The following is a 23,027-nucleotide window of genomic DNA, read 5'->3' as shown; positions in this document are numbered from 1 at the left end:
TTACGCATTTTTGCGGAACATCTCCCTGTAGAGCGAGCGCAGGTAGAACAGGGCGAGCAGCAGCGAGGCGAGCACCAGGAGCCAGCCGGTGGCGGCGGCCGAGCCGAAGGCGTTGTAGCGGAAGGCTTCGAGATAGAGATAGACCGCCATGACCTCGGTGGTCCGCGCCGGCCCGCCGCCGGTCATCAGCCAAACCTCCGAGAACAGCCGGAAGGCGAAGATGTAGCGGAACAGCGCCGCGATCAGCAGCGCCGGCATCAAGAGCGGCAGCGTGATCCGGCGAAAGGCCGTCCAGCCGGTGGCGCCGTCGATAGCGCCGGCCTCGTAGAGCTCGTCCGGCACAGAGAGCCTGGCTGCGTAGATGATGATGAAGCTGAAGGGCAGGTGCAGCCAGATCGAGAGCAGCGAGACCATGAAGAGGCCATGCGAGGGCTTCACCGCCCATTCGATCGGCGGCAGGCCGAGGAAGCCGAGGAACTGGCTCATCATCCCGACATCGGGCTCGAACAGGTAGCGCCACATGACCACCGCCGAGACTTCCGAGACCGCGTAGGGCGCGAGCACGATCGCGAGCAGCAGCGCCCGCATCGGCACGCCCGAGGCGAAGAACAGCGCCATCAGCAGGCCGAGCAGCAATTCGACATGCACGACGACCGCGACGACGATCACCGTGTTGATCAGCGCGCGCCAGAAATACGGGTCGCCGAGCACCTTGGCGTAGTTGGCGAGGCCGACGAAGGTCGCGGCCTGGCCGAAGGAGGATTCGTTCAGGCTGAGCCAGAACACATAGATCGCCGGCAGGAAGATGATGCCGCCGACCATGAGCTGGACGGGGCCGACCAGCGCTATGGCGGAAAATGGCGTGCGTCCGGCCATGGCTTACGCGATCCGGTGGCGCTTCAGCGCCGCGCGGTCGATCTCGATGCCGAGGCCGGGGCCTTGCGGGATTTCGAGCATGCCCTCGACGAGCTGCGAGCCCTCGCCGACGAGCGGGGTGGTGAAGGCGTCGCGCAGCGGGTTGGCGTAGACCATGCACTCGAAGGTGCGCAGCGTCTCGGCAGCGGCGGCGAGCTGCAGGCTGGCGGCGACGCAGATCGCGCCGGACCAGCCGACATGCGGGGCATAGGCCGTGTTGAAGGCCGCCGCGAGCTCGGCGATGCGCCAGGTTTCGGTGATGCCGCCAGAACGGGTGACGTCGGGCTGGATCAGCCCGAGCGAACGGTCCTGCAGCAGCATCAGCGCCTCGCTCGCGACATAGTCGCTTTCGCCCGCCGCAAGCCGGATCGGCAGATGCTGCGCCAGCCGCCGATAGCCGTCGCGGTCATGCGGCGCGATCGGCTCCTCGAAGAAGCCGTAGCCGAGATCGGCCAGCGCCCGGCCGACGATCATCGCGTCGTCGACGTCATAGGCCCAGTTGGCGTCGACATAGAGCGCGATGTCGTCGCCGGCGAGCCTGCGGATGAACCGGGCGCGAGCGACCGCGTCCTTCAGCGGATGGCCGAGCTTGACCTTGATCTCGCGGAAGCCGGCCTTCAGCGCGGTCGCGACCTCGGCCTCGACCGTGGCGTCGTCGAGCCAATTGATCGAGGAGGCATAGGCCGGGACCCTCGTCCGCCCGATGCCGCCGAGCAGCTTGTGCACCGGTTCGTCCGCTGCCTTGCCGGCAATGTCCCAGAGCGCGATGTCGATGGCCGAGATCGCCTCGACGATCTGCCCGCCGGGTCGGCCCGAGAGCGCCGCCCGCATCGCCTTCCACAGGGCGCGCCGGTCGGCCGGATCCTTGCCGATGAGCCGCGGGACCAGCGCCTCCTCGATGAAGCGCGCATAACCGGCAGCGCCCCGCCGTGCCAGCGCCTCGCCGAAGCCGATGATGCCGTCGCTGGTCTCGATCTCGACCACGACGATCTCGATCGCCGGATAGTCGCCCTGCGAGGTGCGCTGGACCTTGGGCAGCACCGCGCGCAGCGGATGGACCTCGATCCGGGCGATGCTGCGGCGGCTCATCTGCTATCGGTCCTCGGCGGGAGGTGAGAGGTCAAACCTAACTGATAGGTTGATCAGTTGCAAACCTGCTCTGTATCTGTCAATCATGAATTGGGAGGATGTCCATGACCGAGGCCGCGGCCCTGTCCGAGATCGAGAGCGACCCGTTCGGCGCCGCCGATGTCGTGCCGACGCGGCTGGGTGATGCGCTGATCGCGCGCATCACCCAGGCGATCCATGACGGGCGGCTGAAGCCCGGCGACGCCTTGCCCTCGGAGGCGCGGCTCGCCGCCTCCTTCGGCGTCAGCAAGCCGATCGCGCGCGAGGCCATTCGCCAGCTCGCGGCGATGGGCGTCGTCAATATCCAGCAGGGCAAGGTCACCCGCGTCCAGGCGCTCGATGCCGGCCCGCTCGACCGCTTCTTCCGTTTCGCCGTGCGCGGCAGCAAGACCGGGCTGACCGAGGCGGTCGAGATGCGCCGCATGCTCGAGCCGCCGATCGCGCGCTACAGCGCCGAGCGGCGCTCCGATGCCGATGTCGCCCGGCTCGATGTCATCCTCTCGCGCATGGAGGCGGCGCTCGGCGACGTGCCGCGCTGGATCGAGGCCGATCTCGATTTCCACGAGGCGATCGCCGCCTCCTCGGGCAACCGCCTGCTCGACCTGCAGATCCGCGGCCTCAGGCCGGTGATCCGCGAGGTCATGGAGATCTTCAATTCGCGCAGCGCCCGCACGCAGGCCGACTGGCGCCAGACCTATGAGCGCCATGTCCGGGTCGTCGACGCCATTCGCGCCGGCGAGGCCGAGGCGGCCGAACGCGCCATGAACAAGCATTTCGAAGCGGCTGAAGCCGCCATCGCGGAACTCGCGACACTCCGGGAGGACAGAGATGACGACAGGAACGGGACCAGATCGTAGGCAGGTTCTCGGCGGCATGCTGGGCTTGAGCTTCGCCGGCGCGGCGGGCTCCGCCTTCGCGCAGCAGGGCGGCCCCTTCAACGTCTTCACTCATCGCGTCATGCAGACGGTGGCGACCGGCGCGCAGGGCGGCGACATCACCAAGGACTGGGCGCAGAAGAATGGCGTCACCGTCCAGTGGACCACCTTCGACACCGGGCCGCTGCAGGAGCGCCTGTTCCGCGAGGCCAGCCTCGGCGAGACCAGCGTCGATCTCGGCTTCGTCGTCAACACGCAGGTCATCCCGCGCGCCGCCAACCTGTTCGAGCCGCTGGACGAATATCTGAAGCGCGATCCGCTCGAGGACCCCGCCGACATCTTCCCCGGCCTGATGGAGGGCATGAAGGTCGCGGGCAAGCAGCTCGCCGTGCCCTTCCGCCATGCCTCGTCCGGCCTGCATTACAACGAGGAGATCCTGGCCGAGAAGGGCTTCTCCAAGCCGCCGGCCTCGATCGAGGAGATGGTCGAGATCGCAAGGGCCTGCACCTATCGCCGGACTGACGGTACTGCCGTGGTCGGCCTGTGCACGCCCGGCGTCACCTATCCCAACGTGATCGACATCGCCCGCGCCTGGGACGGCGATTTCATCACGCCCGACTTCAAATGCGTCGCCGACCAGCCGCCGATGCTGAACGCGATCAAGCTCCTGCGCGCTCTGTTCGAGGCCGGCGCCTTCCCGCGCAATTTCGCGACGCTCTCGCCCGAGGACGTCAATGTCTGGATGCAGACCGGCCGCGCCGCCATGAGCCTGCAGAGCATGGGCCGCAACCGCATCTACAACGACCCGCAGAAGTCGAAATTCCCGGGCAAGATCAAGACGGTCGCCGTGCCGGCCTCGAAGACGCTCGCCGGCAAATACGAGGCCGCGCCGGCCAAGGTCGAGTTCTGGGGCATGGTCATTCCCAGGAACGCCAAGCGCAAGGACCTCGCCTGGAGCTTCATCAAGGCGATGTCCTCGAAGGAGGCGACGCTGAAGGCGGCGCTCAACGGCAACGGCCCGGTGCGCGCCTCGACCTATGCCGACCAGGGCTTTGCCGCGACGGTGCCCTACGCCGCCGAGGAGCTGAAGGTGCTCAAGGTGGCGCGCGTGCCGTTGCCGGCCTTCGACGAGGCCGCCCGCGCCGGCGACCTTTTCAAGGAAGAGGCCGAGGCTGCCGTGCTCGGCATGAAAACGCCGGAGGAGGCGATGGCCTCGCTCGTCAAACGCGTGCAGCCATTGCTGCCGGCCTGATCTGGACAACGCTCAACCGCGCGGCACAGCGCGGACCATCCTCGGAGGAACAGATGAACGACCACTTTCTTTCGCGCCGCCGCTTCGGGCAGCTCGCCGCCGGCACGGCCGCGGCACTCGCCTTGCCCGGCCGCGCTTTCGCACAGGCCAAGACGCTGACCGCGCTCGGCCACCGCGTCCACCAGACCTCGGCGACCACCGGGCCGGGCGGCGACGCGACCGAAGCCTGGCGCAAGCAGGCCGGCGCGAACGTCAGCTGGGTCACCTTTGGCGACGTCAACGCCATCCATGAGCGCCTGTTGCGCGAGGTCACGCTCGCGGAGACCTCGATCGATGTCGGCTATCTGCTGAACGGGCGCGCCGTGCCGCGCAATCTCAAGCTGTTCGAGCCGCTCGACGCGCTGATGAAGGAGGCCGCGATCGAGGATTTCGTCGATTTCGCGCCGGGCCTCGTCGCGCCGCTCAAGGTCGACGGCGCGCTGCACGGCATCCCCGTGCGCCACGCCACCAATGCCCTGATCTATAACGAGGCGCTGCTCGAGGAGCGCGGCATCACCAAGCTGCCCGCCACCTTTGAGGAGCTGGTCGAGGCGGCGCGCAAGCTCACCTTCAAGCGCGAGGACGGCACGCAGGTGAACGGCCTCGCCTTCACCGCCGTCTTCGCCTCGAACTTCCTGACGCTCGCCCGCTGCCTCGGCGGCGACTACATGACCAGCGACGGCAAGCTCGTCGCGGCCGAGGCGCCGATGGTCAAGGCACTGACCGTGCTGGCCGATCTCTACAAATCCGGCGTGCTGCCGCGCAATTTCGCGACGGTGAACAACGAGGAGATCACCACCTGGATGCAGCAGGGCCGGGCGGCGATGACGATCAACCCCTTCGCCCGCCTCGTCACCTATAACGATGCGAGCAAGGGCAAATATGGCGGCCGCTTCAAGTCGCTGCTGCCGCCGATGGCGGCCGACCTCGTCGGCAAGATGGAATTCGCGCCGACGACGGAGTTCTGGTCGCTGGTCATCCCGAAGAATGCCAAGCAGAAGCCGCTCGCCTGGGATTTCATCCGCGCGCTCTCGTCGAAAGCCGGCACCAAGGCGATGGCCCTGAACGGCAACGGCCCGGTCAGGATCTCGACCTATGCCGACCCGGCGCTGAAGGCGGCGATGCCCTATGCGGCCGACGAGGCGGCGGCGCTGAAGGCCTCCCGCATCCATCTCCCCGCCTTCGACGAGCAGGCCCGCGCCCACGACATCTTCATCGAGGAGACGCAGGCCGCGGTGCTCGGCCTCAAGCCGCCGCAACAGGCCATGGACGATGCGGTCAAGCGCGTCCGTCCGCTGCTCGGTTAAGCCATGGCGTCCTTGCAAGGTCGTGTCGCGCTGGTCACCGGCGCGGCGCGCGGGATCGGCCTCGCCATCGGCACGGCGCTCGCGGAAGCGGGCGCCCACCTGATCGTGCATGACCGCGACGCGGCGGCGACGCAAGCCGCCGTGGATCAGCTCCAGCAGGCGGGGCTGAGCGCGTCTCCGCTCGTCGCCGATCTTGCCGATCCGGCTGCACCGGCGCGCATGCGTGATGCGCTCGCCGCCGACGGCCGGCAGCCCGACATCCTCGTCCTGTGCGCCTCCGTCGAGATGCGCGAGAGCTGGGATGCGGTCACTGAGGCCTCCATGGCGGCGCAGAGCGAGATCAACCTTCACGCCACGGTCCGGCTGATCCAGGCCTTCCTGCCCGGCATGGTCGCGCGCGGTTTCGGCCGGCTCATCGCGATCGGCAGCGTCCAGGAGGCGCGGCCCAATGCCAGCCATTTCTATTATGCCGCCACCAAGGCGGCGCAGACCAATATGATCCTGAACCTCGCCCGCACGCTGCGCGAGCCGGACATTACCTGCAACATCATCAAGCCCGGCGCGATCCTGACCGACCGCAACCGCGCCGTGCTGACCGACCCCGCTTATGAAAGCGCCGTCCTGGAACGGATTCCGCTGCGCCGGCTCGGCGCGGCGCGCGACTGCGCCGGGGCGGCACTGCTGCTCTGCTCGCAGGAGGGCGCCTATATCAACGGCGCCGAGATCGCGGTGGATGGCGGGTTGGGGCTCTGATCAGCCAAAGACCCACAAGCCCGCCAGCCCGGCCGCGCCGACGATGATGCGCCACCAGGCGAAGAGCGCGAAGCCGCGGCGCGAGACGAAGTCGAGGAAGCTCCTGACCACGACCAGCGCCGCGAAGAAGGCGGACACGAAGCCGACCACGATCAGCATCGTGTCGTCGAAGGTCAGGATCTTGTAGTTCTTGAGCAGGTCATAGGCGAAGGCGCCCGCCATGGTCGGCATCGCCAGGAAGAACGAGAACTCCGCCGCGGCGCGCTTGCTGGCGCCGAGCAGCATCGCGCCGACGATGGTCGAGCCCGAGCGCGAGACGCCGGGGATCATCGCCAGGCACTGGATGAAGCCGATCTTGAGATACATCGCCAGCGGAAAGGCGGTGGCGTCGGTGTGCTTCACCTCGAGCTCGAGCTCGTCGACGACGAGCAGCACGAGCCCGCCCGCGATCAGTGCGCAGCAGACCAGGAACGGGTTGAACAGCACGCCCTTGATGAAGCCGTGCAGGACGGCGCCGATCAGCGCCGCCGGCAGGAAGGCGACGAGCACGCCGATGACGAAGCGCCGCGCCGTGGGGTCGGTGCGCAGCCGCAGCGCGATGTCGAGCAGCCTGCGGAAATAGACCAGGAGGATGGCGAGGATCGCGCCGAGCTGGATCAGGACCTCGAAGGTCTTGCCGTTCGATTCGAAGCCGAGGAAATGCCCGAGCAGCAGCAGATGCCCCGTCGAGGACACCGGCAGGAACTCGGTCAGGCCCTCGACGATGCCGAGAACGATCGCTTCGATGAGATTGTCCATGACCTTGTCCCAAGGCGGCTGCGGCGCCGCCCGCCGCGGCAGAGGTAAACCGCGCCCCTCTCTTGCGCCAAGCTCTTTGCAAATTGGTTACCAACTTGCCAACGCAATACGGTGAAATCGCGCGCCGGACCTTGCGGCAACTTGTGAGGCCGGTGAGCCGGGACTATAGCAGGCGCCCGGCGCATAGCCTGATGCCTTCCCTCCGCGCAGCCCTGCTTCAGCCGCATCCTTCTGTTTCAAGAGTCCAATGGCGTCTCTTCATCACTATCCGCTATGCCCGCATTCGCGCTTCATCCGGCTCGTCCTCGGCGAGTTCGGAATCGAGCCCGAGCTGATCGAGGAACGTGTCTGGGAGCGCCGCCGCGAGTTCCTCGAGATCAACACGGCGGGAACGACGCCGGTCTTCCGCGAGGAGAACGGCCTCGCCGTGCCCGGCGCCGGGCCGATCGCCGAGTATCTCGACGAGACCCGCGGGCTGGCGCTGGGGCCGCGCCGCCTGCTGCCTGAAGGGCCGGCCGAGCGCGTCGAGGTCCGCCGCCTGCTCGACTGGTTCAACCTCAAGTTCCATGAGGAGATCACCGGCCCGCTCGTGCTCGAGAAGGTGATGAAGCGCTTCATGAGCCGCGACGAGGGCGGCGGTTCGCCTGACATGAGCACGATCCGCGCCGCGCGCGCCAATGTGCGCTATCATTTGCGCTACATCGCCTGGCTGACTGCCAAGCGGAACTGGCTCGCCGGCATGTCGCTGAGCTATGCAGACCTTGCCGCGGCGGCGCATCTCTCCTGCGTCGACTATCTCGGCGACGTGCCCTGGGAAGAGGACGAGGCCGCGCGCGCATGGTACGCGAGGATCAAATCCCGGCCGAGCTTCCGGCCGCTGCTGAGCGACCGGATGCCGGGCATGGCGCCGAGCGCCCATTACGACAATCTGGACTTCTGAGCGGCGCCAGACTCAAGCGCGCGGTCGTCGAGCGCGCCATGGCCGAGGGCTTCGTCGTGGCGCGCGTCGCGGCAGCCTCCGCGATCCCCGACGCTCCGCAACGCCTCAAGGCCTGGCTCGACGCCGGCCATCACGGCGACATGGACTGGCTCGGCGAGCGCGTCACGGAGCGGGCCGATCCCCGCGCGCTCTGGAGCGAGGTCCGCAGCGTCGTCATGCTCGGCATGAGCTATGCCGGCGAGGGCGACCCGCTCGCCATTCTCGCCGAGCCCGACAAGGCGGCGATCTCGCTCTATGCCCGCCGGCGCGACTATCACGACGTCATCAAGGGCAAGCTGAAGAGCGTCGCCGGCCTGCTGGCGGCGCGCGGCGGCGCCGACGTCAAGGTCTTCGTCGACACCGCCCCGGTGATGGAGAAGCCCCTGGCGCAGGCGGCGGGGCTCGGCTGGCAGGGCAAGCATACCGTGCTGGTCTCGCGCGAGCACGGCTCCTGGCTCTTCCTCGGCGCGATCTACACCACGGCCGAGCTGCCCGTCGACGCGCCGGAGGTCGACCATTGCGGCTCCTGCCGGCGCTGCCTCGAGATTTGCCCGACGGATGCTTTCCCCCAGCCCTATCAGCTCGATGCCCGCCGCTGCATCGCCTATCTCACCATCGAGCATCAGGGCCATATCGACGCGTCCCTGCGGCCCGGCATCGGCAACCGCGTCTTCGGCTGCGACGATTGCCTCGCCGTCTGCCCCTGGAACAAGTTCGCCGAGGCCGCGCACGAGACGCGGCTCGCGCTGAAGGGCGAGCTCGATGCGCTGCCATTGGCCGAGCTCGCCGGGCTCGACGATGCGCGGTTCCGAACGCTTTTCGCCGGAACGCCGGTGAAGCGCACAGGCCGGGATCGTTTCGCCCGCAATGTCCTGATCGCCATCGGCAATAGCGGTCGCCCGGAGCTGGTCACCAGCGCCGAAGCGCTCATGGCCGACGCCTCGCCGCTGGTGCGCGCAATGGCGGTCTGGGCGTTGATCCGGCTTGCGCCCGCCCGTGCGCGCCAGCTTGCGCGGGCCGCGCTCGTCAGCGAAACCGACGCCGCCGTCCGCGAGGAATGGCTCCAGCTCCCGCTTGCTCCGGATCGTGTCGCATGAAGCTCGTGATTTTCGGTCTCGGCTACTCGGCCGGTTTCTTCGCGCGCGCCGCACAAGTCGAGGGCTGGGAGGTCACCGGCACGGTGCGCTCGGCCGAGAAGGCGGGCAAGCTCAGCCGCGAGGGGTTGCGTACGCTGGTCTTCGACGGCTTCGCGGTGTCGCGGCCGCTGGCCCAGGCCGTGGCCGAGGCCGATGCGGTCCTGGTCTCGGTCCAGCCCGGCGAGGACGGCGACCCGGTGCTGAACGGCCTGGCGGAGGCGCTGACGCAGGCGCCGAATCTCGGCTGGATCGGCTATCTCTCGACCATCGGCGTCTATGGCGACCATGGCGGCGCCTGGATCGACGAGACCGCCGAGTGCCGGCCGACCAGCGCGCGCTCGAAGCAGCGTCTGGCGATCGACGAGGCCTGGCTCGGCTTTGGCGGGCGCAGCGGCAAGCCGGTCCAGATCTTCAGGCTGTCGGGGATCTACGGGCCCGGCCGCAACGCCATCACCAAGCTGCGGGCCGGCACGGCCAACCGGCTGATCAAGTCCGGCCAGGTCTTCAACCGCATCCATGTCGACGATATCGCCGGCGTGCTCCTGGCCTCACTGGCCAGGCCCCGCGCCGGCGCCGTCTATAACGTTACCGACGACGAGCCGGCCCCGCCGCAGGACGTGATCGCGCTGGCCGCCGAACTCGCCGGCCTCACCCCGCCGCCGGAGGTGCCGTTCGACCCGGCGAAGCTCTCGCCGATGGCGGCGAGCTTCTATGGCGAGAACAAGCGCGTCTCCAACGCCTTGATGAAGCGCGAGCTGGGTTACGTGCTGCGTTACCCAACCTATCGCGAGGCGCTGCGCGCGCTGGCGGCCGCGGGCGAGTGAACGTCCTCAGGCGGCGCAGCGCTCGCAATCGTCGCTGAGATAGTCGAGATAGCGCCGGTCGATGAAGGAGACCGGCACGATCACCAGCACGTCGATGGTGCCGAACTGCTTGTCGATCACGGCGCCCGAGCCGAAGCGCGCGCCGAGCCGCAGATAACCCTTGATCAGCGGCGGCATCTGTCTCAGCGCGGCCTTGGCGTCGACCTGTTCGATCGGCAGCTGCGCCATGCTGACATGGCGCTCCGGCCGCGCGGCGGCGAACCATTCCTTCTCCGCCCGCGCATGGTGGTGCAGGAAGCTGAGCGGCAGAGCCAGCGCCTCGGGATCGGTGCCGTCGAAGCTGGCGCAGCCGAACATCGCATCGATCCGGTGATGGCGGACATAGGCCCAGATGCCGCGCCAGAGCAGCTCGACCGTCTTCTTGGTGCGATAGGGCTTTAGCACGCAGGAGCGGCCGAGCTCGAGGAAGCGCAGGCCGGGATGGTGGGAGATCATGCCGGACAAGTCGAACTCGGCCTGGGTATAGAAGCCGCCCAGCTTTGCCACGGCGCCCTCGCGCATCAGGCGATAGGTGCCGACGACCTTCGGCTTGATGCCGCCGAAGCGGCCGCGAGCGGCATGGTCGATGACCAGCAGGTGATCGCAGGCGGCGTCGTAGCGGTCGGCGTCGCGGCGGAACATCCGCGAGACCACGTCGGGCTTCGCCGACATTTCCTCGTAGAAGACGCGGTAGCGCAGCCGTTGCGCCCGCCAGATCTCGCGCGGCCCGCGCGCGAGCCGGACTTCGAGCGAACCCGAGCGGCCGAGCGAATCGCTCAAGCCGTCCTGGTTCCAGCCGAAGCGGCGGGCCGTGTCGCTCGAGATCAACATGAGCGGGGAGAGGCGCGACAGCAAAGGATGGCCGGCCGGCAACTGATTTGCCGGCTGTCGCAGACCGCGCAACATATCGAAGGCCATCGCTCGTTTCGTCCCCGTGCCGTCGAATCTGCCGTTCGTCAGGCTAGCGCCGATGATCCTACGGGATCGCGACGGAACTGCGACAGACTTGTGACGGCTCGTCAAGCACTCAGAGTCAGGGGAGGGCGCTCCTCGATTCGCTCGATCCAGCCGCGCAGGGCCTCGCGGGCCAGCGGTTTAGCCAGACAATCATTCATTCCGGCCGCAAGGGCGGCGCGGCGGTCGTCATCGGCGACATTGGCCGTGACTGCGACGATCGGTAGCGACGGCTCGCGTCCGAGCGTGGTCTCCAGGGCACGAATCTGGCGGGCGGCGGCCAGCCCGTCCAGCTCCGGCATGCGGATATCGAGCAGAACCAGGTCGAAGGACTTTCGGTTTCCGGTCAGGCCGGCCTCCGCGAGCGCCACGGCCTCGCGCCCGTTCCGGGCCCAGATGGCGGCACAACCGAGCCGTTCGAGCGTCCTCGTCGCCAGCAGGGCGTTGATCTCGTTGTCCTCGGCGACAAGGACGGTGAGCCGCGGCGCGGCCTGCGTGGCGGTGCCGGCTGCGTCCGTCGTGCTGTCGGGCGCCGGCGGCGTCCCGCTCTGCCCGCCCGGACCGGCAAGCCGCTCGTAGAGCGAGCGCGCCCGCACCGGCTTGACCAGGAAGCCGGTGAAGCCGCTCGCGAGCGGCGAGCCGAACTGGCGGCGCTCGAAAGGCGACAGTACCACGAGACAAGTGCCGATCCCTGCCTTGCGCGCCGCGGCCGCGACCGCGCGCGCCGCGTCGGTCCCGATTTCCAGGTCGATCAGGGCGGCATCGTGCCCCGGCTCGCGCCCGAGCAGGCCGAGCGCCTCGCTCGCGTCCCGCGCCTGCAAGACCGCGGCGCCGGCATGGCCGACCGTCTCCGTCAGATAGCCGGCCCCGAACGGCGCGCCCGAGACGATCAGGATGCGCTTGCCCCGCCAGTCGGGCGCCGCCGCGACCTGATCGCAGCCCTCCGCCGCCTGCAGGGGCAGGATGACGCGGAAGATCGCGCCGCCGCCAGCCGGGCTTTCCGCCGTGACCGTGCCGCCCATCAGCGTCACGAGCCGGCGCACGATGGCAAGCCCGAGGCCGGTCCCGTCATGGCGGCGAGCGGCCGAGCTGTCGGCCTGCTCGAACTCCTCGAAGATCGTCTGGAGCCGCTCTTCCGGGATGCCGGGCCCGGTATCGGCGATGGTGATCTCGATGCCGTCCGCGCGGCGGCCGATGCGAATGCCGACGCCGCCGGCCTCGGTGAACTTGACGGCATTGCCGACGAGATTGAGCAGGATCTGCCGCAGCCTGTCGCGGTCGCCGATCAGATGGGAGGGCAGGTCGGGCGCCAGCAGGCTGGCGATCTCGATTCCCTTCGCCTGGGCGCGCGGCGCCATCAACTCGCTGACCGTCTCGATCAGCAGGCCGAGATCGAAGCGTTCATGCGCCAGCTCGAGCTTGCCGGCCTCGACCTTGGCGAAATCGAGAATGTCGTCGACCAGGCCGAGCAGCGCCTCCCCGGACGTGCGCAGCGCGCGGACATAGGTCGATTGCTCCGGGTCGAGCCGGGTGTCGTTCAGGAGATCGGCCATCCCGAGGATGCCGTTCAAGGGCGTGCGGAACTCGTGGCTGACGGTGGCGAGGAAACGCGACTTCGCCTCGCTTGCACCCTCGGCCCGGCTGCGCGCCTCCTCCAGGGCCTGCTCGCCGGCGATTCGGGCCGAGATGTCGCGCCCGACGCGCTGCAGCACGGTCTTTCCGAGCGCGACCGGCACGACGGTCTCGACCCAGGAGATCCAGCGGTCGCCGCCGTCGGGCGAGGCGATGCATTCGTCGAAGATGCGCGTGCCGTCCGCCAGTGCCTGCGCTGGGCGGCTGGTGATACGACGGGGCTCGGCCGTGTTGCCGATGATCTCGGTCTCGGTCGCGCCGAGCAGGGCGGCATAGGCGGCGTTGGCGTAGACGATCTGGCCGCCGTTGCGGCGCACGATCAGGTCGCCCTGCGCCTCGATCAGGCTGCGATAGCGCTCCTCGCTGTCGGCCAGTGCCCAGAGATGGTCGTTCAGGCGGTCGAGGTCCTGGCTCAGTTCGGTCGCTTGCCGGGTCAGCCGATCCCGCGCCCGCAGCGCCAAAAACGCCAGCAGACAAGCCGCCGCCGCGATCAGGCTGGCGACGATGACCCAGAGCATCGGCGTGAGGGACAGGGGCTCCATGGCCGTGAATCTAGCAGCGCCGCCTTGAGAAAGGGTTCGCTCCACCGCCGAGGTTTCAAGATCGTTTGAATCGAACTGTTAACCTCTCCGTTAGCCTCTTGGCGCGGCTGCCAGGCGCGGCGGCGGTTCAGGCCGCCTGCGCCACCTGGTCGATGCGCGAGCGATAGGACAGCGCCTCGGCCAGGTGGAGACGGCCGACCTTCTCCTCGTCGTCGAGATCGGCCAGCGTGCGCGCGACCTTGAGCACGCGGTGATAGCCGCGCGCGGTGAGCCGCATGGCGTCGGCGGCGTCGCGCAAAAGGGCGATGCCCGCATTGTCCGGCCGTGCGACCTGGTCGAGCACGGGCGCGGGGCAGGCGGCGTTGGTGCCGATGCCGGCTAGGCCGAGCGCTTCGAACCGTGCGGCCTGCATTCGCCGCGCCGTGGCGACGCGGGCGGCGACCTCTGCCGAGCCTTCGCTCGCCGCCGGCAGGATCAGGTCCGCCGCCGTCACGGCCGGCACGTCGATGACGATGTCGATCCGGTCGAGCATCGGGCCCGATATCCGGGTCTGGTACTGGGCCATGCAGCGCTCGTTCGGTTGCCGGCGGCAGGCGAAGCCCGGCTCGGTCGCCTTGCCGCAGCGACAGGGATTCATCGCCGCGACGAGCTGGAAGCGGGCGGGATAGACCGCCCGGTGATTGGCGCGCGAGATCAGCACCTCGCCGCTCTCCATCGGCTGGCGCAGGGCATCGAGCGCCTGCGCCTGGAATTCCGGCAGCTCGTCGAGGAAGAGCACGCCGTGATGCGCCAGCGAGACCTCGCCCGGCTTCGCCTGGATGCCGCCGCCGACCAGCGCCGCCATCGAGGCCGAATGATGCGGCGCGCGGAATGGCCGACGGTCCGTGAGCGCCCCTTCGGCGAGGTGTCCGGCGACGGACTGCACCATCGAGACCTCGAGCAATTCGCGCGGCGAGAGCGGCGGCAGGATCGAAGGGAGCCGGCTCGCAAGCATCGATTTGCCTGCGCCAGGCGGGCCGTTCATCAGCAGGTTGTGCCCGCCGGCCGCGGCGATCTCCAGCACGCGCCGGGCGCTTTCCTGGCCTCGGATATCGGCGAGATCGGGCAGCGGCCCGGCCTGCCTTGCGATTGCAGGCTCGGGCCGCGCCATCACCTGCGTGCCCTTGAAATGGTTGGCGAGCTGGATCAGCGAGCGGGGCGCGAGGATGTCGATATCCGCCGCCGCCCAGGCGGCTTCCGGCCCGCAGGCGGCCGGGCAGATCAGCCCCTGGCCGCGCGCATAGGCGGCGATCGCGGCCGGCAGCACGCCGGCGACGGCGGTGATCGAGCCGTCGAGGGCGAGCTCGCCGAGCACGGTATAGCCGGCGAGCGCATCGGCCGGAATCGCGCCGATCGCGGCCATGACCGCAAGCGCGATCGGCAGGTCGTAATGGCTGCCTTCCTTGGGCAGGTCGGCTGGCGCCAGGTTGACGGTGATGCGCTTGGCCGGCAGCGCGAGGCCGGACGCGATCAGCGCCGCGCGCACGCGCTCCTTGCTCTCGCCCACCGCCTTGTCCGGCAACCCGACCAGGATGAAGGCGACGCCGCCCGGCGTGACCTGGACCTGAACGTCGACGGCGCGCGCCTCGATGCCCTCGAACGCCACCGTCGCGACCCGCGTCACCATCAGCGCCACCCCATTCCCCAGGGAGAAGCTAACGAACGCTCAGCCGGATGGCAAGAACATATCGAGAACTTCAGGTGGGCGCGAGGGCCGCGCGCCGCGCCAGGAACTGTCGCACCAGCACCGGCGCGGCGATGACGAAGCCGGCCAGAACGCTGCCCGGCGTGGCCAGGATCATCGGCAGGGCGGCGAGTGCGATCACGAGGCGCTCCCACATGGCCAATGGCGCCAGGAACCAGCCCGCGAAGGCGGCCGACAGGAAGGTGATGCTCATGATGCAGGATGCGGTCGAGCCGATCAGCTCGGTCCAGGTGAAGCCGGACGCCATGATCAGCATCGAGGGCGAGAACACGAAGACGAAGGGCACCAGCACCTTGCCGAGCGCCAGCCGGAAGGCGGTGTTGCCGGTCCTGAACGGGTCGGCACCGGCCATGCTGGCGCCGGCATAGGCGGCGATCGCGACCGGCGGCGTCACATCGGCGAGGACCCCGTAATAGAATACGAAGAAATGCGCCACGAGCGGCTGCACGCCGAGCATGCCGAGCGCCGGCGCCGCGACCGTCACCATGATGATGTAGTTCGCGGTGGTCGGCACGCCGCAGCCGAGCAGGATGCAGACGATGCCGGTGAGGCAGAGCGTGAAGAACAGCGTGGCGGATTTGATGTCGAAGGGCAGGAACGGCAGGAAGCCGAGGATGCCGTTGGCCCATTGATCGGCCAGCGAGGTCACGATCCAGGAGATCTTGAAGCCGACGCCGGTGAGCGTCACGACGCCGACGATGATGCCGACGGTGGCGGCCGCCGCGCCGACGCCGATCGCGTATTTCGCCCCGAGGATGAAGGCGTCGATCATGTCGTTGAGCCGGCGGCGGCCCTCGGTCGAGCGTATCAGCACGCCATGGGCCATCACGGCGAAGCAGGCCAGCGTGAAGCCGGCATTGACGCCGGGCACGCGCAGGAACTCGGTCGGCGCGGCAAGGCCGATGGCGAGCGCGAAGACCAGCGCCGAGGCCGCGCGGTACTGTGCCAGGCCGACCAGCATGCAGCCGGTGATGCCCCAGAACGCGGCGAGATAGGGCGTATAGCCCGTGAACAGGATGAGGATGAGCGCGAAGAGCGGCGCGAGCGTCGGCCAGTCGCGGGCGAAGACCTCGCGCAGCTTCGGGATCTCGGCGTCGGTCAGGCCGCGCATGCCGGTGCGCTTGGCTTCGAAATGCACCTGCATCAGCACGCCGAAGAAATGCATGAAGGCCGGGATGATCGCCGCGACGACGATGGTGGCGTAGGGCAGGTTGAGGAATTCGACCATCAGGAAGGCGGCCGCGCCCATGATCGGCGGCGTGATCTGGCCGCCGGTCGCGGCGGTCGATTCGATCGCCGCCGCGAAATGGCGCTGGTAGCCGAGGCGGATCATCATCGGGATGGTCAGCGAGCCGACCGTCACCGTATTGGCGACCGAGGAGCCCGAGATCATGCCGAACAGGGCCGAGCCGAAGATCGAGATCTTGGCTGGCCCGCCGGCGAACCGGCCCGCGACCGCCGCGGCGACGCCGAGGAAGAGCCGGCCGAGCCCGACGCGGGTGGCGAGCACGCCGAACAGCACGAAATGGAAGACATAGGTCGCGACCACGCCGAGCGCGACGCCGTAGACGCCCTGGCTGGTCAGGTAGAGATGGTTGACGAGATTGGCCCAGGTCGAACCGGGATGCAGGAAGATGCCGGGGAACCAGTTGCCGTAAAGCGCATAGACCATGGCGAAGAGCGCGATCAGCGGCAGGCCCCAGCCGATCGAGCGGCGCGTCGCCTCGATCATCAGCACGATGGTGATCGTGCCCATCACGACGTCGAGCGGCGAGGGATTGCCGACGCGGAAGACGAGATCCTCGAAGATCCAGGGCACGTAGAGGCTCGCGACCGCGACCGCGACCGCGCAGATCCAGTCATAGAGCGGCACGCCGCCCGGGCGCAGCCAGGTCGAGGCGTGCATCGTCTGGGCGTCGCTCTTGCGGCCCGAGAACACCAGGAAGATCAGGCCGAGCACGAAGGCGAGATGGATGCCGCGATGCGTCGTCTCGCGCAGCAGCCCGAAGCCGGCCGTGTAGTAGTGGAAGGCCGAGAGCGCGAGCAAAAGCCCGCCGACGATCAGCGCCGTGCCATGCGGCACCTTGCGGAACTGCATCTCGGGATCGAGTTCTTCCTCGAGCTTGGCGAGATCGGCGGCTGAGGGCTGGGGTGTCATCGCGGACTTTCGGCGGGTCGCGGTATCAGCAGGCGAAACCGTCATTCTCGGGCGACGCGCAGCGTCGACCCGAGAATCTCCGGCAAGAGATGCTCGGGTCAGGCCCGAGCATGACGCCTACGGCGTCACTTCAGCAGCCCGGCTTCCTTGTAGAATTTCTCGGCGCCCGGATGCAGCGGCACGCCGAGCAGGCCCTGCAGCGCGGTCGCCTTCTGGATCGCCTTGCCCTTGGCATGGCCGGCGTCGAGCGCGGCGCGGGTCTTGTCGCTCCAGAGCGCCTTGGTCACGGCATAGACCGTGTCGTTCGAGATCTTGGCCGAGGTCACCCAATGGGCGCCGACCGCGACGGTCTTGACCGCGCCGACATCCTTGTAGGTGCCGGCCGGGATCTCGTCGGCGGCGAAGAAGGGGAACTCCTTGGCGAGCTTCTCGGCCTCGGCGCCGGTGATCGGCAGGATGTCGATGCCGGAGCCGGTCGAGGCCAGTTCCGAGATCGCCGCCGCCGGGAAGCCGCCGGTAAAGAAGAAGGCGTCGACAGAGCCGTCCTTCATCTTCTCGGCCGCCTGGTTGGGCTTGAGGTACTCGGCCGAGATGTCCTTCTCGGTGATGCCGAAGGCGGCAAGGATGGCCTTGGCGTTGAGCAGCGTGCCGGAGCCGGGCTCGTCGAGCGAGACCTTCTTGCCCTTGAGATCGGCGATGCCCTTGACGTTCGAGGCCTTGCGGACGACGAGATGCACCGATTCCGGATAGAGATTGGCGATCGAGCGCAGCTCCGCGACCTTCGGCTTGCCGTCATAGACGCCGGTGCCGGAATAGGCCCAGTAGGCGACGTCGGCCTGGACGAAGCCGGATTCGGCCGCGCCGCCGACGATGGCGTTGACATTGGCGACCGAGCCGTTGCTGGCCACCGCCGTCGAGACGAGCTGCGGCGGCGTCGAGATCGCGTTCGCGATCAGGCCGCCGATCGGATAATAGGTGCCGGCCGTGCCGCCGGTGCCGATGCGGAAGAAGGCCGGCGCCTGGGCGAGCGCAAGGCCGGCCGCGAGCGCGACGCCGCCGAGCGCGAGGCCCATGACGGCGAATTTCGATTTGAAGATGGACATGTCGACAGATGCTCCCGTGAACCGGCCAGTGTTCGCAGCTTTTGGCCGGCGATCAAGAGCCGTGCGGGCAAGACCCGTGCGTTTCGCGCCGTGCGCGCGCAAGATTGTGGCTATTTCGCGGCAATCGCGGCCGCCGACGGCCGACGAGCCGCCATCTCCGGTCGCTCAGTGACCGTTGCCGTTGCCCGCCTTTGCATGCGCATCGCCCGAAATCCGGTCGCTTAGCGCCATCACCAGGCCGGAACCGACGAAGACGAGGTGGATCGCGACATACCACATCAGGTCGCGGTCGCTGGTGCCCTTGACGTTCATGAAGGCCTTCAGCACCTGGATCGCCGAGATCGCGACGATCGAGGAGATCAGCTTGAGCTTCAGGCCGGAGAAGTCGATCTTCGACATCCAGTCCGGCCAGTCGCGATGCGCGCTGGCGTCGATCTTCGAGACGAAGTTCTCGTAGCCCGAGAAGATCACGATCACGATCAGCGAGCCGGTGAAGGTCAGGTCGATCAGCGCCAGCACGCCGAGGATGACCTCGGCCTCGGTGGCGGTGAAGACATGGCTGAGGAAATGGAAGGCTTCCTGCAGCGCCTTGATCAGCAGGCCCGCCAGCGCCAGCACGAGCAGCAGGTAGAATGGCGCCAGCAGCCAGCGGCTGGCGAAGAGGATCGCTTCCAGCGCTCTGGTCACGCCCGACGACTCGGGAACGGGCCCGTCTCTCTCTGCCTCACGCTCGCTCATCGCCCGCCCCGCTCGATCGGCCAGCCTGTTTTCTGCCATGACGCGAAGATGCCCCGCAAGCAGCGCTGCGGGGCATCCTCGTCGAAAGCGGCGGGGAGCTAGGCGTCGACGCCGACGCCGATCTGGCAGGCGACGCCGGTGCCGCCCAATCCGCAATAGCCGGCCGGGTTCTTGGCGAGATATTGCTGGTGGTAGTCTTCGGCGAAGTAGAACTCCGGCGCCTCGATGATCTCGGTGGTGATCGGCCCGTAGCCGCGCGCCGCCAGCGCCTCCTGATAGGCGGCCCTGGACCGCTCGGCCGCCTGCTTCTGCTCGGCGTCGAAGACATAGATGCCGGAGCGGTACTGCGTGCCGGCGTCATTGCCCTGGCGCATGCCCTGGGTCGGGTCGTGGCTCTCCCAGAAGGTTTTGAGCAGCGCCTCATAGGAGAGCCGGGCCGGATCGAACACCACGAGCACGACCTCGTTATGCCCGGTCAGGCCGGAGCAGACCTCCTCATAGGTCGGGTTGGGTGTCAGGCCGCCGGCATAGCCCACCGCCGTGACGAAGACGCCATCCTCGATCTGCCAGAACTTGCGCTCGGCGCCCCAGAAGCAGCCGAGCCCGAACAGCGCCTTCCGGGTTCCGGCAGGGTAGGGTCCCTGCAGCGGGTGCCCGTTCAGGAAATGCCGCTCGGCGGTCGGGATCGGCTCCGGGCGGCCAGGCAGCGCCTCGTCGCGCGTCGGCAGCGTCGTCTTCTTGCGCAGGGAGAACATCGCGGGCTCCATCCTTGGTGATGGCCTAATATAGGCACGCCTCGGCCGGTCCGACAGTCAGGTCCGGCGCGCGCGGGTTCACCGTCGCGTGACGATGCCGACCTGCGGTTTCGGCCGCGCGCCGAGCCAGAGCAGCAGGAAGCCGAGCACCAGCGCGACCAGCGCGGTCGGCGCCAGCGTCAGGTAGAGCATGACGGGATCCCAGAGCAACGGGTGGATATGGCGCTCGATCGTGGGCTGCAGCAGGAGGTAGCGCTCGCCCAGCAACCCGAACAGCGTTTCGCCGAGCGGCGTGGCCTGGATCGCCGAATTGGCGATCGAGCGCGCGCCGTCGATGATGAGCGCGACGAAACCGGCGGCGATGCAGACATAACCCAGCAATCGGACGAGGAATCTCAGCGTCCCGCTCCCTTCCCGTCATCTCCCCCTCTTCGATGTGACCTCTGGGCCGCCGCTTTGCAACCTCGCGCCGCGCCATTGCGCGGTGAATGCGAAAACCCCGTTTCGGGTCTTGAAACTAGCCGGCTCGGCGGTCATAAGCAGCGCGCCGGACAGGTGGCCGAGTGGTTGAAGGCGCACGCCTGGAAAGTGTGTATACGGGAAACCGTATCGCGGGTTCGAATCCCGCCCTGTCCGCCAGCTGGTTTTCAACCTCCTACTTTTGCAGCAGGCCGCCGCAAATTCGTCGGGATGTCCGGGTGTTAGGGCTTTCGCCGGTCTCTTGTCTCAAGCCAGAATTCAGATGAATAGGCTCTTTCCGGGCGCCATTCTGAGCACAGGGCCGTCGGCTTCGGTTGCCCGGAAGAACCGAAGTTGGCTGCAGTTGCGGCGGGGCAACGTCGCAAGTTGGCCCATTCCCGACGCCCAGACTGTCTGCTTCTGGCGGCGCGATCAAGTTTTGAATCTCGCGAGCCAGGGCCGCATCGGCGCATGGCTTACGGGGTCAGGTTCGGCCAATTGGCGTCGGCCCGAGTGATATAGGCCTGTGTTTTTGCCAGCCAGGTCTTCCGCACGCCGAGGTCGTAGTTCAGGTAGAGCTTGCCGTCGATGATCGACCAGGCCTCGGGCTCGATCTTGACAAGATAGCCGCGCGAAGTGCCGTAGGCGCAGAAGCCGCCATAGGCCGGCAGGTAGCGCTGCGGGTCGGCCTCGAACAACGCCTTGTGCTCGGCGCTGGCGAAGCGCCAGGTGGCGCCGCCATGGCTCACCGCGAATTCCGGCTTGCCGAGCCTTGGTCCGCCATCGCGAAAATAGGCGACCGGGTCGTAGCCGCGGATCGCGAGCCTGTCCGGTGAGCCGAGCGTGTTGACCGGGCGGGGCATGTCGGCCCGGACGGTGGGCGCAGCGAGGGCCGCGGCGGCGAGCATGATGAAGTCGCGCCTGTCGAGCATGGCGTTTCTCCTTTCCATGGCTGTGCTCAGGTGTTGCGCGCTTCCAGCGCCTCGAAGACATAGGCCGCGAGGTAACCGTAGATCGCGTGGCCGACGAGGCTCATGAAGGACAGTCGCGGCACGTCGTTCAGCAGGAAGTGCTGCCCGGCCAGCGGGGCGAAGAAGGCGAGCGCGATGAAATAGGTGATCACGCCCCAGATCCAGCCATCGGCCGGCATGCCAAAACTCTTCACCCAGCGCGTCACGATCCAGTAGCCGAGAGGATAGAACAGGAAGCCGGTGATGAAGTGCAGCAGCTTGGCGATCGGCGTCGAGATCGTCAGGCCGAGCTGATGCGCGAAGAGCGATTTCACCAGCTCCGGCGGCTCCAAAGCGTATTCGGCGAACCAGGCGGTCGGCACGGCCGAGAACAGCTCCCAGAAGCCGAGCCCGGCGAAACCGCCGAGCGCGAGATTGATCACCGTGCGGGTGGAGGGCAGGGCGAAGCTGCTGGTCATCGTGGTGGTGGTCATGGGTCTTCTCCGTATTGGCGCCGGGTGTCAGTGGGCGATGGCGAGCGGGGTCGAGGCGACGGCGAGCGCCGCGAGGCGGCCTGCGGGACGGCCGCGCAATTGCGCCAGGCGCCCCGCGGCGAAGAGGTTCGCACCGCCGCGCCGGGCGAGCCGGTCGCTCAGCGTGTCGGCGGCGCGGTCGAGACTGCCGGCGCGGATCAGGCTCTCGGCATAGGCCTGCTCGAACAGGTCGCGCTGGGCATGGCTGCCGCCGATCGCGACGAGCCCGCTACGGGCGGCGCCGAGCAGGCGGGCGGCCTCGGCGTAGTCGCCCTCGCTGAAGGCGATCAGCCCGAAGGCCGCGAGCGCGCCATTGCGGGCGGCCTCGCGCCGCTCGGAGCTCGGATGGCCATGCGCGTCCTCGGCCAGGCTGCGGGCAATGGTCTCGGCCCCGTCATGATGGCCGGCGCCGAGCAGGGAGAGGGTGTAGTGCAGGTCGGCGAAGACGAGGCGGCCGTCATGGACGCGCCCCTCCGCCTTTGCGGCGAGCTCCTCCCAGCGGCTGCCGACATCGACGCCGGCATAGTCGAGCCGCGCCAGCAGCGAGGCCCCGTTGGCGATGTCGCGGTAGTCGTCGGTCGGCTCGGCGCGGATCTCCTCGTCATAGAGGCGCAGCACCTCGGCGGTCTCGCCGCGCTCGAGCCGGAACAGGGCGAGATGCCAGGTGATGTGGAAGCGCAGGTTGTTGGCATGGGAGAGGGTGCGGCCATCGCCGAGCCAGGCGACACCCTCGTCGGCCCGGCCGGTCATCTCCAGCACGTGAGCGACGGCATGGCGGCCCCAGGCGTCGCGCGGGCTGAGCTCGACGGCGCGGCGGCCGATGCGCTCGGCCTCGGCATAGTGGCCCTGTTCCTCCAGTGCGAAGGCGTAGCAGCCGTTGACATAGCCGGCGAGCGGATGGTTCTCGCCGAAGCCCGGAGCCACCCGCCGCAGGCTCGCCAGCATCTCGGCCTGGTCGCCGAGCATGAAGCGCAGGCCGTGCGAGAGCTTCAGCGCCAGCACGTCGAAGGGATGGGCGAGCAGGATCGCCTCCAGCCGCTGCGCCGCCCGGCGCGGCGCGTCATCGAGCCAGAGCGCCAGCGCCTCGATCACCATCGACTCGCGCCGGGTGACGGGCCGTAGCGCTGCGGCGGCGCGCGCCCTCGTCAGACAGTCGCGCGCCGGGCCGGACACTTCGCTGCGTGCCAGCGAGAGCAGCATCAGGCCCTTGGCGGCATGGGCCAGCGCGAAACCGGGATCGGCTTCGAGCGTGCGTGCGAGATGCTCGGGCGTCGCGGCGGCATGGGCCAGCAGGGCCTCGAGCGTGTCGTTCCAGGCGATCCGGGCCTTGTCGTTCGCGGTGCTGACATGGTCGCCGGAGAGGTCGTGATGCATAAGTCTGCTCCATTGCGGCGCTCGTGCGGAGCGCTCATCG

Annotated in this window: 21 protein-coding genes and 1 tRNA gene; 8 read left to right on the top strand and 14 right to left on the bottom strand. The window is 68.4% G+C overall.

Annotation, left to right across the window (positions count from 1 at the left end):
• Together ACTIF2_RS00440 and ACTIF2_RS00435 are read right to left on the bottom strand one after the other, a co-directional pair.
• Complete coding sequence (locus ACTIF2_RS00440) at positions 1-876, bottom strand: carbohydrate ABC transporter permease (RefSeq protein WP_439495040.1); 876 nt, start codon at positions 874-876, stop codon at positions 1-3.
• Between the two features lie 3 nt (positions 877-879).
• Positions 880-2,004 carry a mandelate racemase/muconate lactonizing enzyme family protein gene (locus ACTIF2_RS00435; RefSeq protein WP_439495039.1) on the bottom strand — a complete coding sequence of 375 codons (1,125 nt, stop codon included), beginning with the start codon at positions 2,002-2,004 and terminating at the stop codon, positions 880-882.
• A gap of 104 nt (positions 2,005-2,108) precedes the next feature.
• On the opposite strand from ACTIF2_RS00435, the gene ACTIF2_RS00430 reads away from it, so the two are divergent.
• From ACTIF2_RS00430 to ACTIF2_RS00415, 4 genes are read left to right on the top strand one after another with little or no spacing between them, the layout of a single operon-like run.
• The gene (locus ACTIF2_RS00430) at positions 2,109-2,900 is read left to right on the top strand and encodes a FadR/GntR family transcriptional regulator (RefSeq protein WP_439495038.1); all 792 of its coding nucleotides are present in this window, start codon (positions 2,109-2,111) and stop codon (positions 2,898-2,900) included.
• Positions 2,872-4,170, top strand: a complete 1,299-nt coding sequence (locus ACTIF2_RS00425; protein ID WP_439495037.1) for an ABC transporter substrate-binding protein — start codon at positions 2,872-2,874, stop codon at positions 4,168-4,170. Before ACTIF2_RS00430 ends, ACTIF2_RS00425 begins: the two co-directional genes overlap by 29 nt.
• 53 nt (positions 4,171-4,223) lie before the next feature.
• Positions 4,224-5,516, top strand: coding sequence for an ABC transporter substrate-binding protein (locus ACTIF2_RS00420; protein WP_439495036.1), 1,293 nt, complete (start codon positions 4,224-4,226; stop codon positions 5,514-5,516).
• Between the two features lie 3 nt (positions 5,517-5,519).
• Positions 5,520-6,269 carry an SDR family NAD(P)-dependent oxidoreductase gene (locus ACTIF2_RS00415; protein WP_439495035.1) on the top strand — a complete coding sequence of 250 codons (750 nt, stop codon included), beginning with the start codon at positions 5,520-5,522 and terminating at the stop codon, positions 6,267-6,269.
• On the opposite strand, the gene ACTIF2_RS00410 is transcribed toward ACTIF2_RS00415, so the two are convergent.
• Positions 6,270-7,067 (bottom strand): undecaprenyl-diphosphate phosphatase, encoded by a 798-nt coding sequence (locus tag ACTIF2_RS00410; RefSeq protein WP_439495034.1) that lies wholly within the window; start codon positions 7,065-7,067, stop codon positions 6,270-6,272.
• A gap of 247 nt (positions 7,068-7,314) precedes the next feature.
• On the opposite strand from ACTIF2_RS00410, the gene ACTIF2_RS00405 reads away from it, so the two are divergent.
• Genes ACTIF2_RS00405 through ACTIF2_RS00395 form a run of 3 tightly spaced genes read left to right on the top strand, consistent with a single transcriptional unit; the run spans position 7,315 to position 10,006 of the window.
• Positions 7,315-8,007 carry a glutathione S-transferase family protein gene (locus ACTIF2_RS00405; protein WP_439495033.1) on the top strand — a complete coding sequence of 231 codons (693 nt, stop codon included), beginning with the start codon at positions 7,315-7,317 and terminating at the stop codon, positions 8,005-8,007.
• 38 nt (positions 8,008-8,045) lie between these two features.
• Positions 8,046-9,143 (top strand): tRNA epoxyqueuosine(34) reductase QueG, encoded by a 1,098-nt coding sequence (gene queG, locus ACTIF2_RS00400; protein ID WP_439495032.1) that lies wholly within the window; start codon positions 8,046-8,048, stop codon positions 9,141-9,143.
• Positions 9,140-10,006, top strand: coding sequence for an SDR family oxidoreductase (locus tag ACTIF2_RS00395; RefSeq protein ID WP_439495031.1), 867 nt, complete (start codon positions 9,140-9,142; stop codon positions 10,004-10,006). The genes queG and ACTIF2_RS00395 overlap by 4 nt, the downstream gene beginning before the upstream one ends.
• Before the next feature lie 6 nt (positions 10,007-10,012).
• On the opposite strand, the gene olsB is transcribed toward ACTIF2_RS00395, so the two are convergent.
• The 8 genes from olsB to ACTIF2_RS00355 all read right to left on the bottom strand — a co-directional run bounded on the left by olsB (position 10,013) and on the right by ACTIF2_RS00355 (position 20,052).
• On the bottom strand, positions 10,013-10,876 hold the full coding sequence (gene olsB / locus ACTIF2_RS00390; protein WP_439495030.1) for a l-ornithine N(alpha)-acyltransferase: 864 nt from the start codon (positions 10,874-10,876) through the stop codon (positions 10,013-10,015).
• Positions 10,877-11,064: 188 nt separating this feature from the next.
• On the bottom strand, positions 11,065-13,173 hold the full coding sequence (locus tag ACTIF2_RS00385; RefSeq protein WP_439495029.1) for an ATP-binding protein: 2,109 nt from the start codon (positions 13,171-13,173) through the stop codon (positions 11,065-11,067).
• A 127-nt stretch (positions 13,174-13,300) separates the two neighbouring features.
• Positions 13,301-14,839 (bottom strand): YifB family Mg chelatase-like AAA ATPase, encoded by a 1,539-nt coding sequence (locus ACTIF2_RS00380; protein ID WP_439495028.1) that lies wholly within the window; start codon positions 14,837-14,839, stop codon positions 13,301-13,303.
• A 70-nt stretch (positions 14,840-14,909) separates the two neighbouring features.
• On the bottom strand, positions 14,910-17,075 hold the full coding sequence (locus tag ACTIF2_RS00375) for a TRAP transporter permease (protein ID WP_439495027.1): 2,166 nt from the start codon (positions 17,073-17,075) through the stop codon (positions 14,910-14,912).
• Between the two features lie 125 nt (positions 17,076-17,200).
• On the bottom strand, positions 17,201-18,178 hold the full coding sequence (locus tag ACTIF2_RS00370; protein WP_439495026.1) for a TAXI family TRAP transporter solute-binding subunit: 978 nt from the start codon (positions 18,176-18,178) through the stop codon (positions 17,201-17,203).
• Positions 18,179-18,343: 165 nt separating this feature from the next.
• Positions 18,344-18,916 carry a TIGR00645 family protein gene (locus tag ACTIF2_RS00365; protein WP_439495025.1) on the bottom strand — a complete coding sequence of 191 codons (573 nt, stop codon included), beginning with the start codon at positions 18,914-18,916 and terminating at the stop codon, positions 18,344-18,346.
• 98 nt (positions 18,917-19,014) lie between these two features.
• Positions 19,015-19,671, bottom strand: a complete 657-nt coding sequence (gene msrA, locus ACTIF2_RS00360) for a peptide-methionine (S)-S-oxide reductase MsrA (protein WP_439495024.1) — start codon at positions 19,669-19,671, stop codon at positions 19,015-19,017.
• A 78-nt stretch (positions 19,672-19,749) separates the two neighbouring features.
• Positions 19,750-20,052, bottom strand: a complete 303-nt coding sequence (locus ACTIF2_RS00355; protein WP_439495023.1) for a hypothetical protein — start codon at positions 20,050-20,052, stop codon at positions 19,750-19,752.
• A gap of 168 nt (positions 20,053-20,220) precedes the next feature.
• Between ACTIF2_RS00355 and ACTIF2_RS00350 the strand changes: the two genes are divergently transcribed.
• Positions 20,221-20,310, top strand: a tRNA-Ser gene (locus ACTIF2_RS00350).
• Positions 20,311-20,606: 296 nt separating this feature from the next.
• On the opposite strand, the gene ACTIF2_RS00345 is transcribed toward ACTIF2_RS00350, so the two are convergent.
• The 3 genes from ACTIF2_RS00345 to ACTIF2_RS00335 are packed head-to-tail and all read right to left on the bottom strand — an operon-like array spanning position 20,607 to position 22,987.
• The gene (locus tag ACTIF2_RS00345; protein ID WP_439495022.1) at positions 20,607-21,062 is read right to left on the bottom strand and encodes a YHS domain-containing (seleno)protein; all 456 of its coding nucleotides are present in this window, start codon (positions 21,060-21,062) and stop codon (positions 20,607-20,609) included.
• 26 nt (positions 21,063-21,088) lie between these two features.
• Positions 21,089-21,574, bottom strand: a complete 486-nt coding sequence (locus ACTIF2_RS00340; RefSeq protein WP_439495021.1) for a hypothetical protein — start codon at positions 21,572-21,574, stop codon at positions 21,089-21,091.
• 27 nt (positions 21,575-21,601) lie between these two features.
• Entirely contained in the window at positions 21,602-22,987 is a 1,386-nt protein-coding gene (locus ACTIF2_RS00335) for a tetratricopeptide repeat protein (protein WP_439495020.1), read from the bottom strand.
• Between the last annotated feature and the right edge of the window lie 40 nt (positions 22,988-23,027).

Source organism: Allobosea sp. (assembly GCF_051860145.1).
Taxonomy (GTDB): domain Bacteria; phylum Pseudomonadota; class Alphaproteobacteria; order Rhizobiales; family Beijerinckiaceae; genus Allobosea.
The sequence above is the reverse complement of the archived record's forward strand: the minus strand, read 5'-3'. Positions and strand labels throughout refer to the sequence as shown.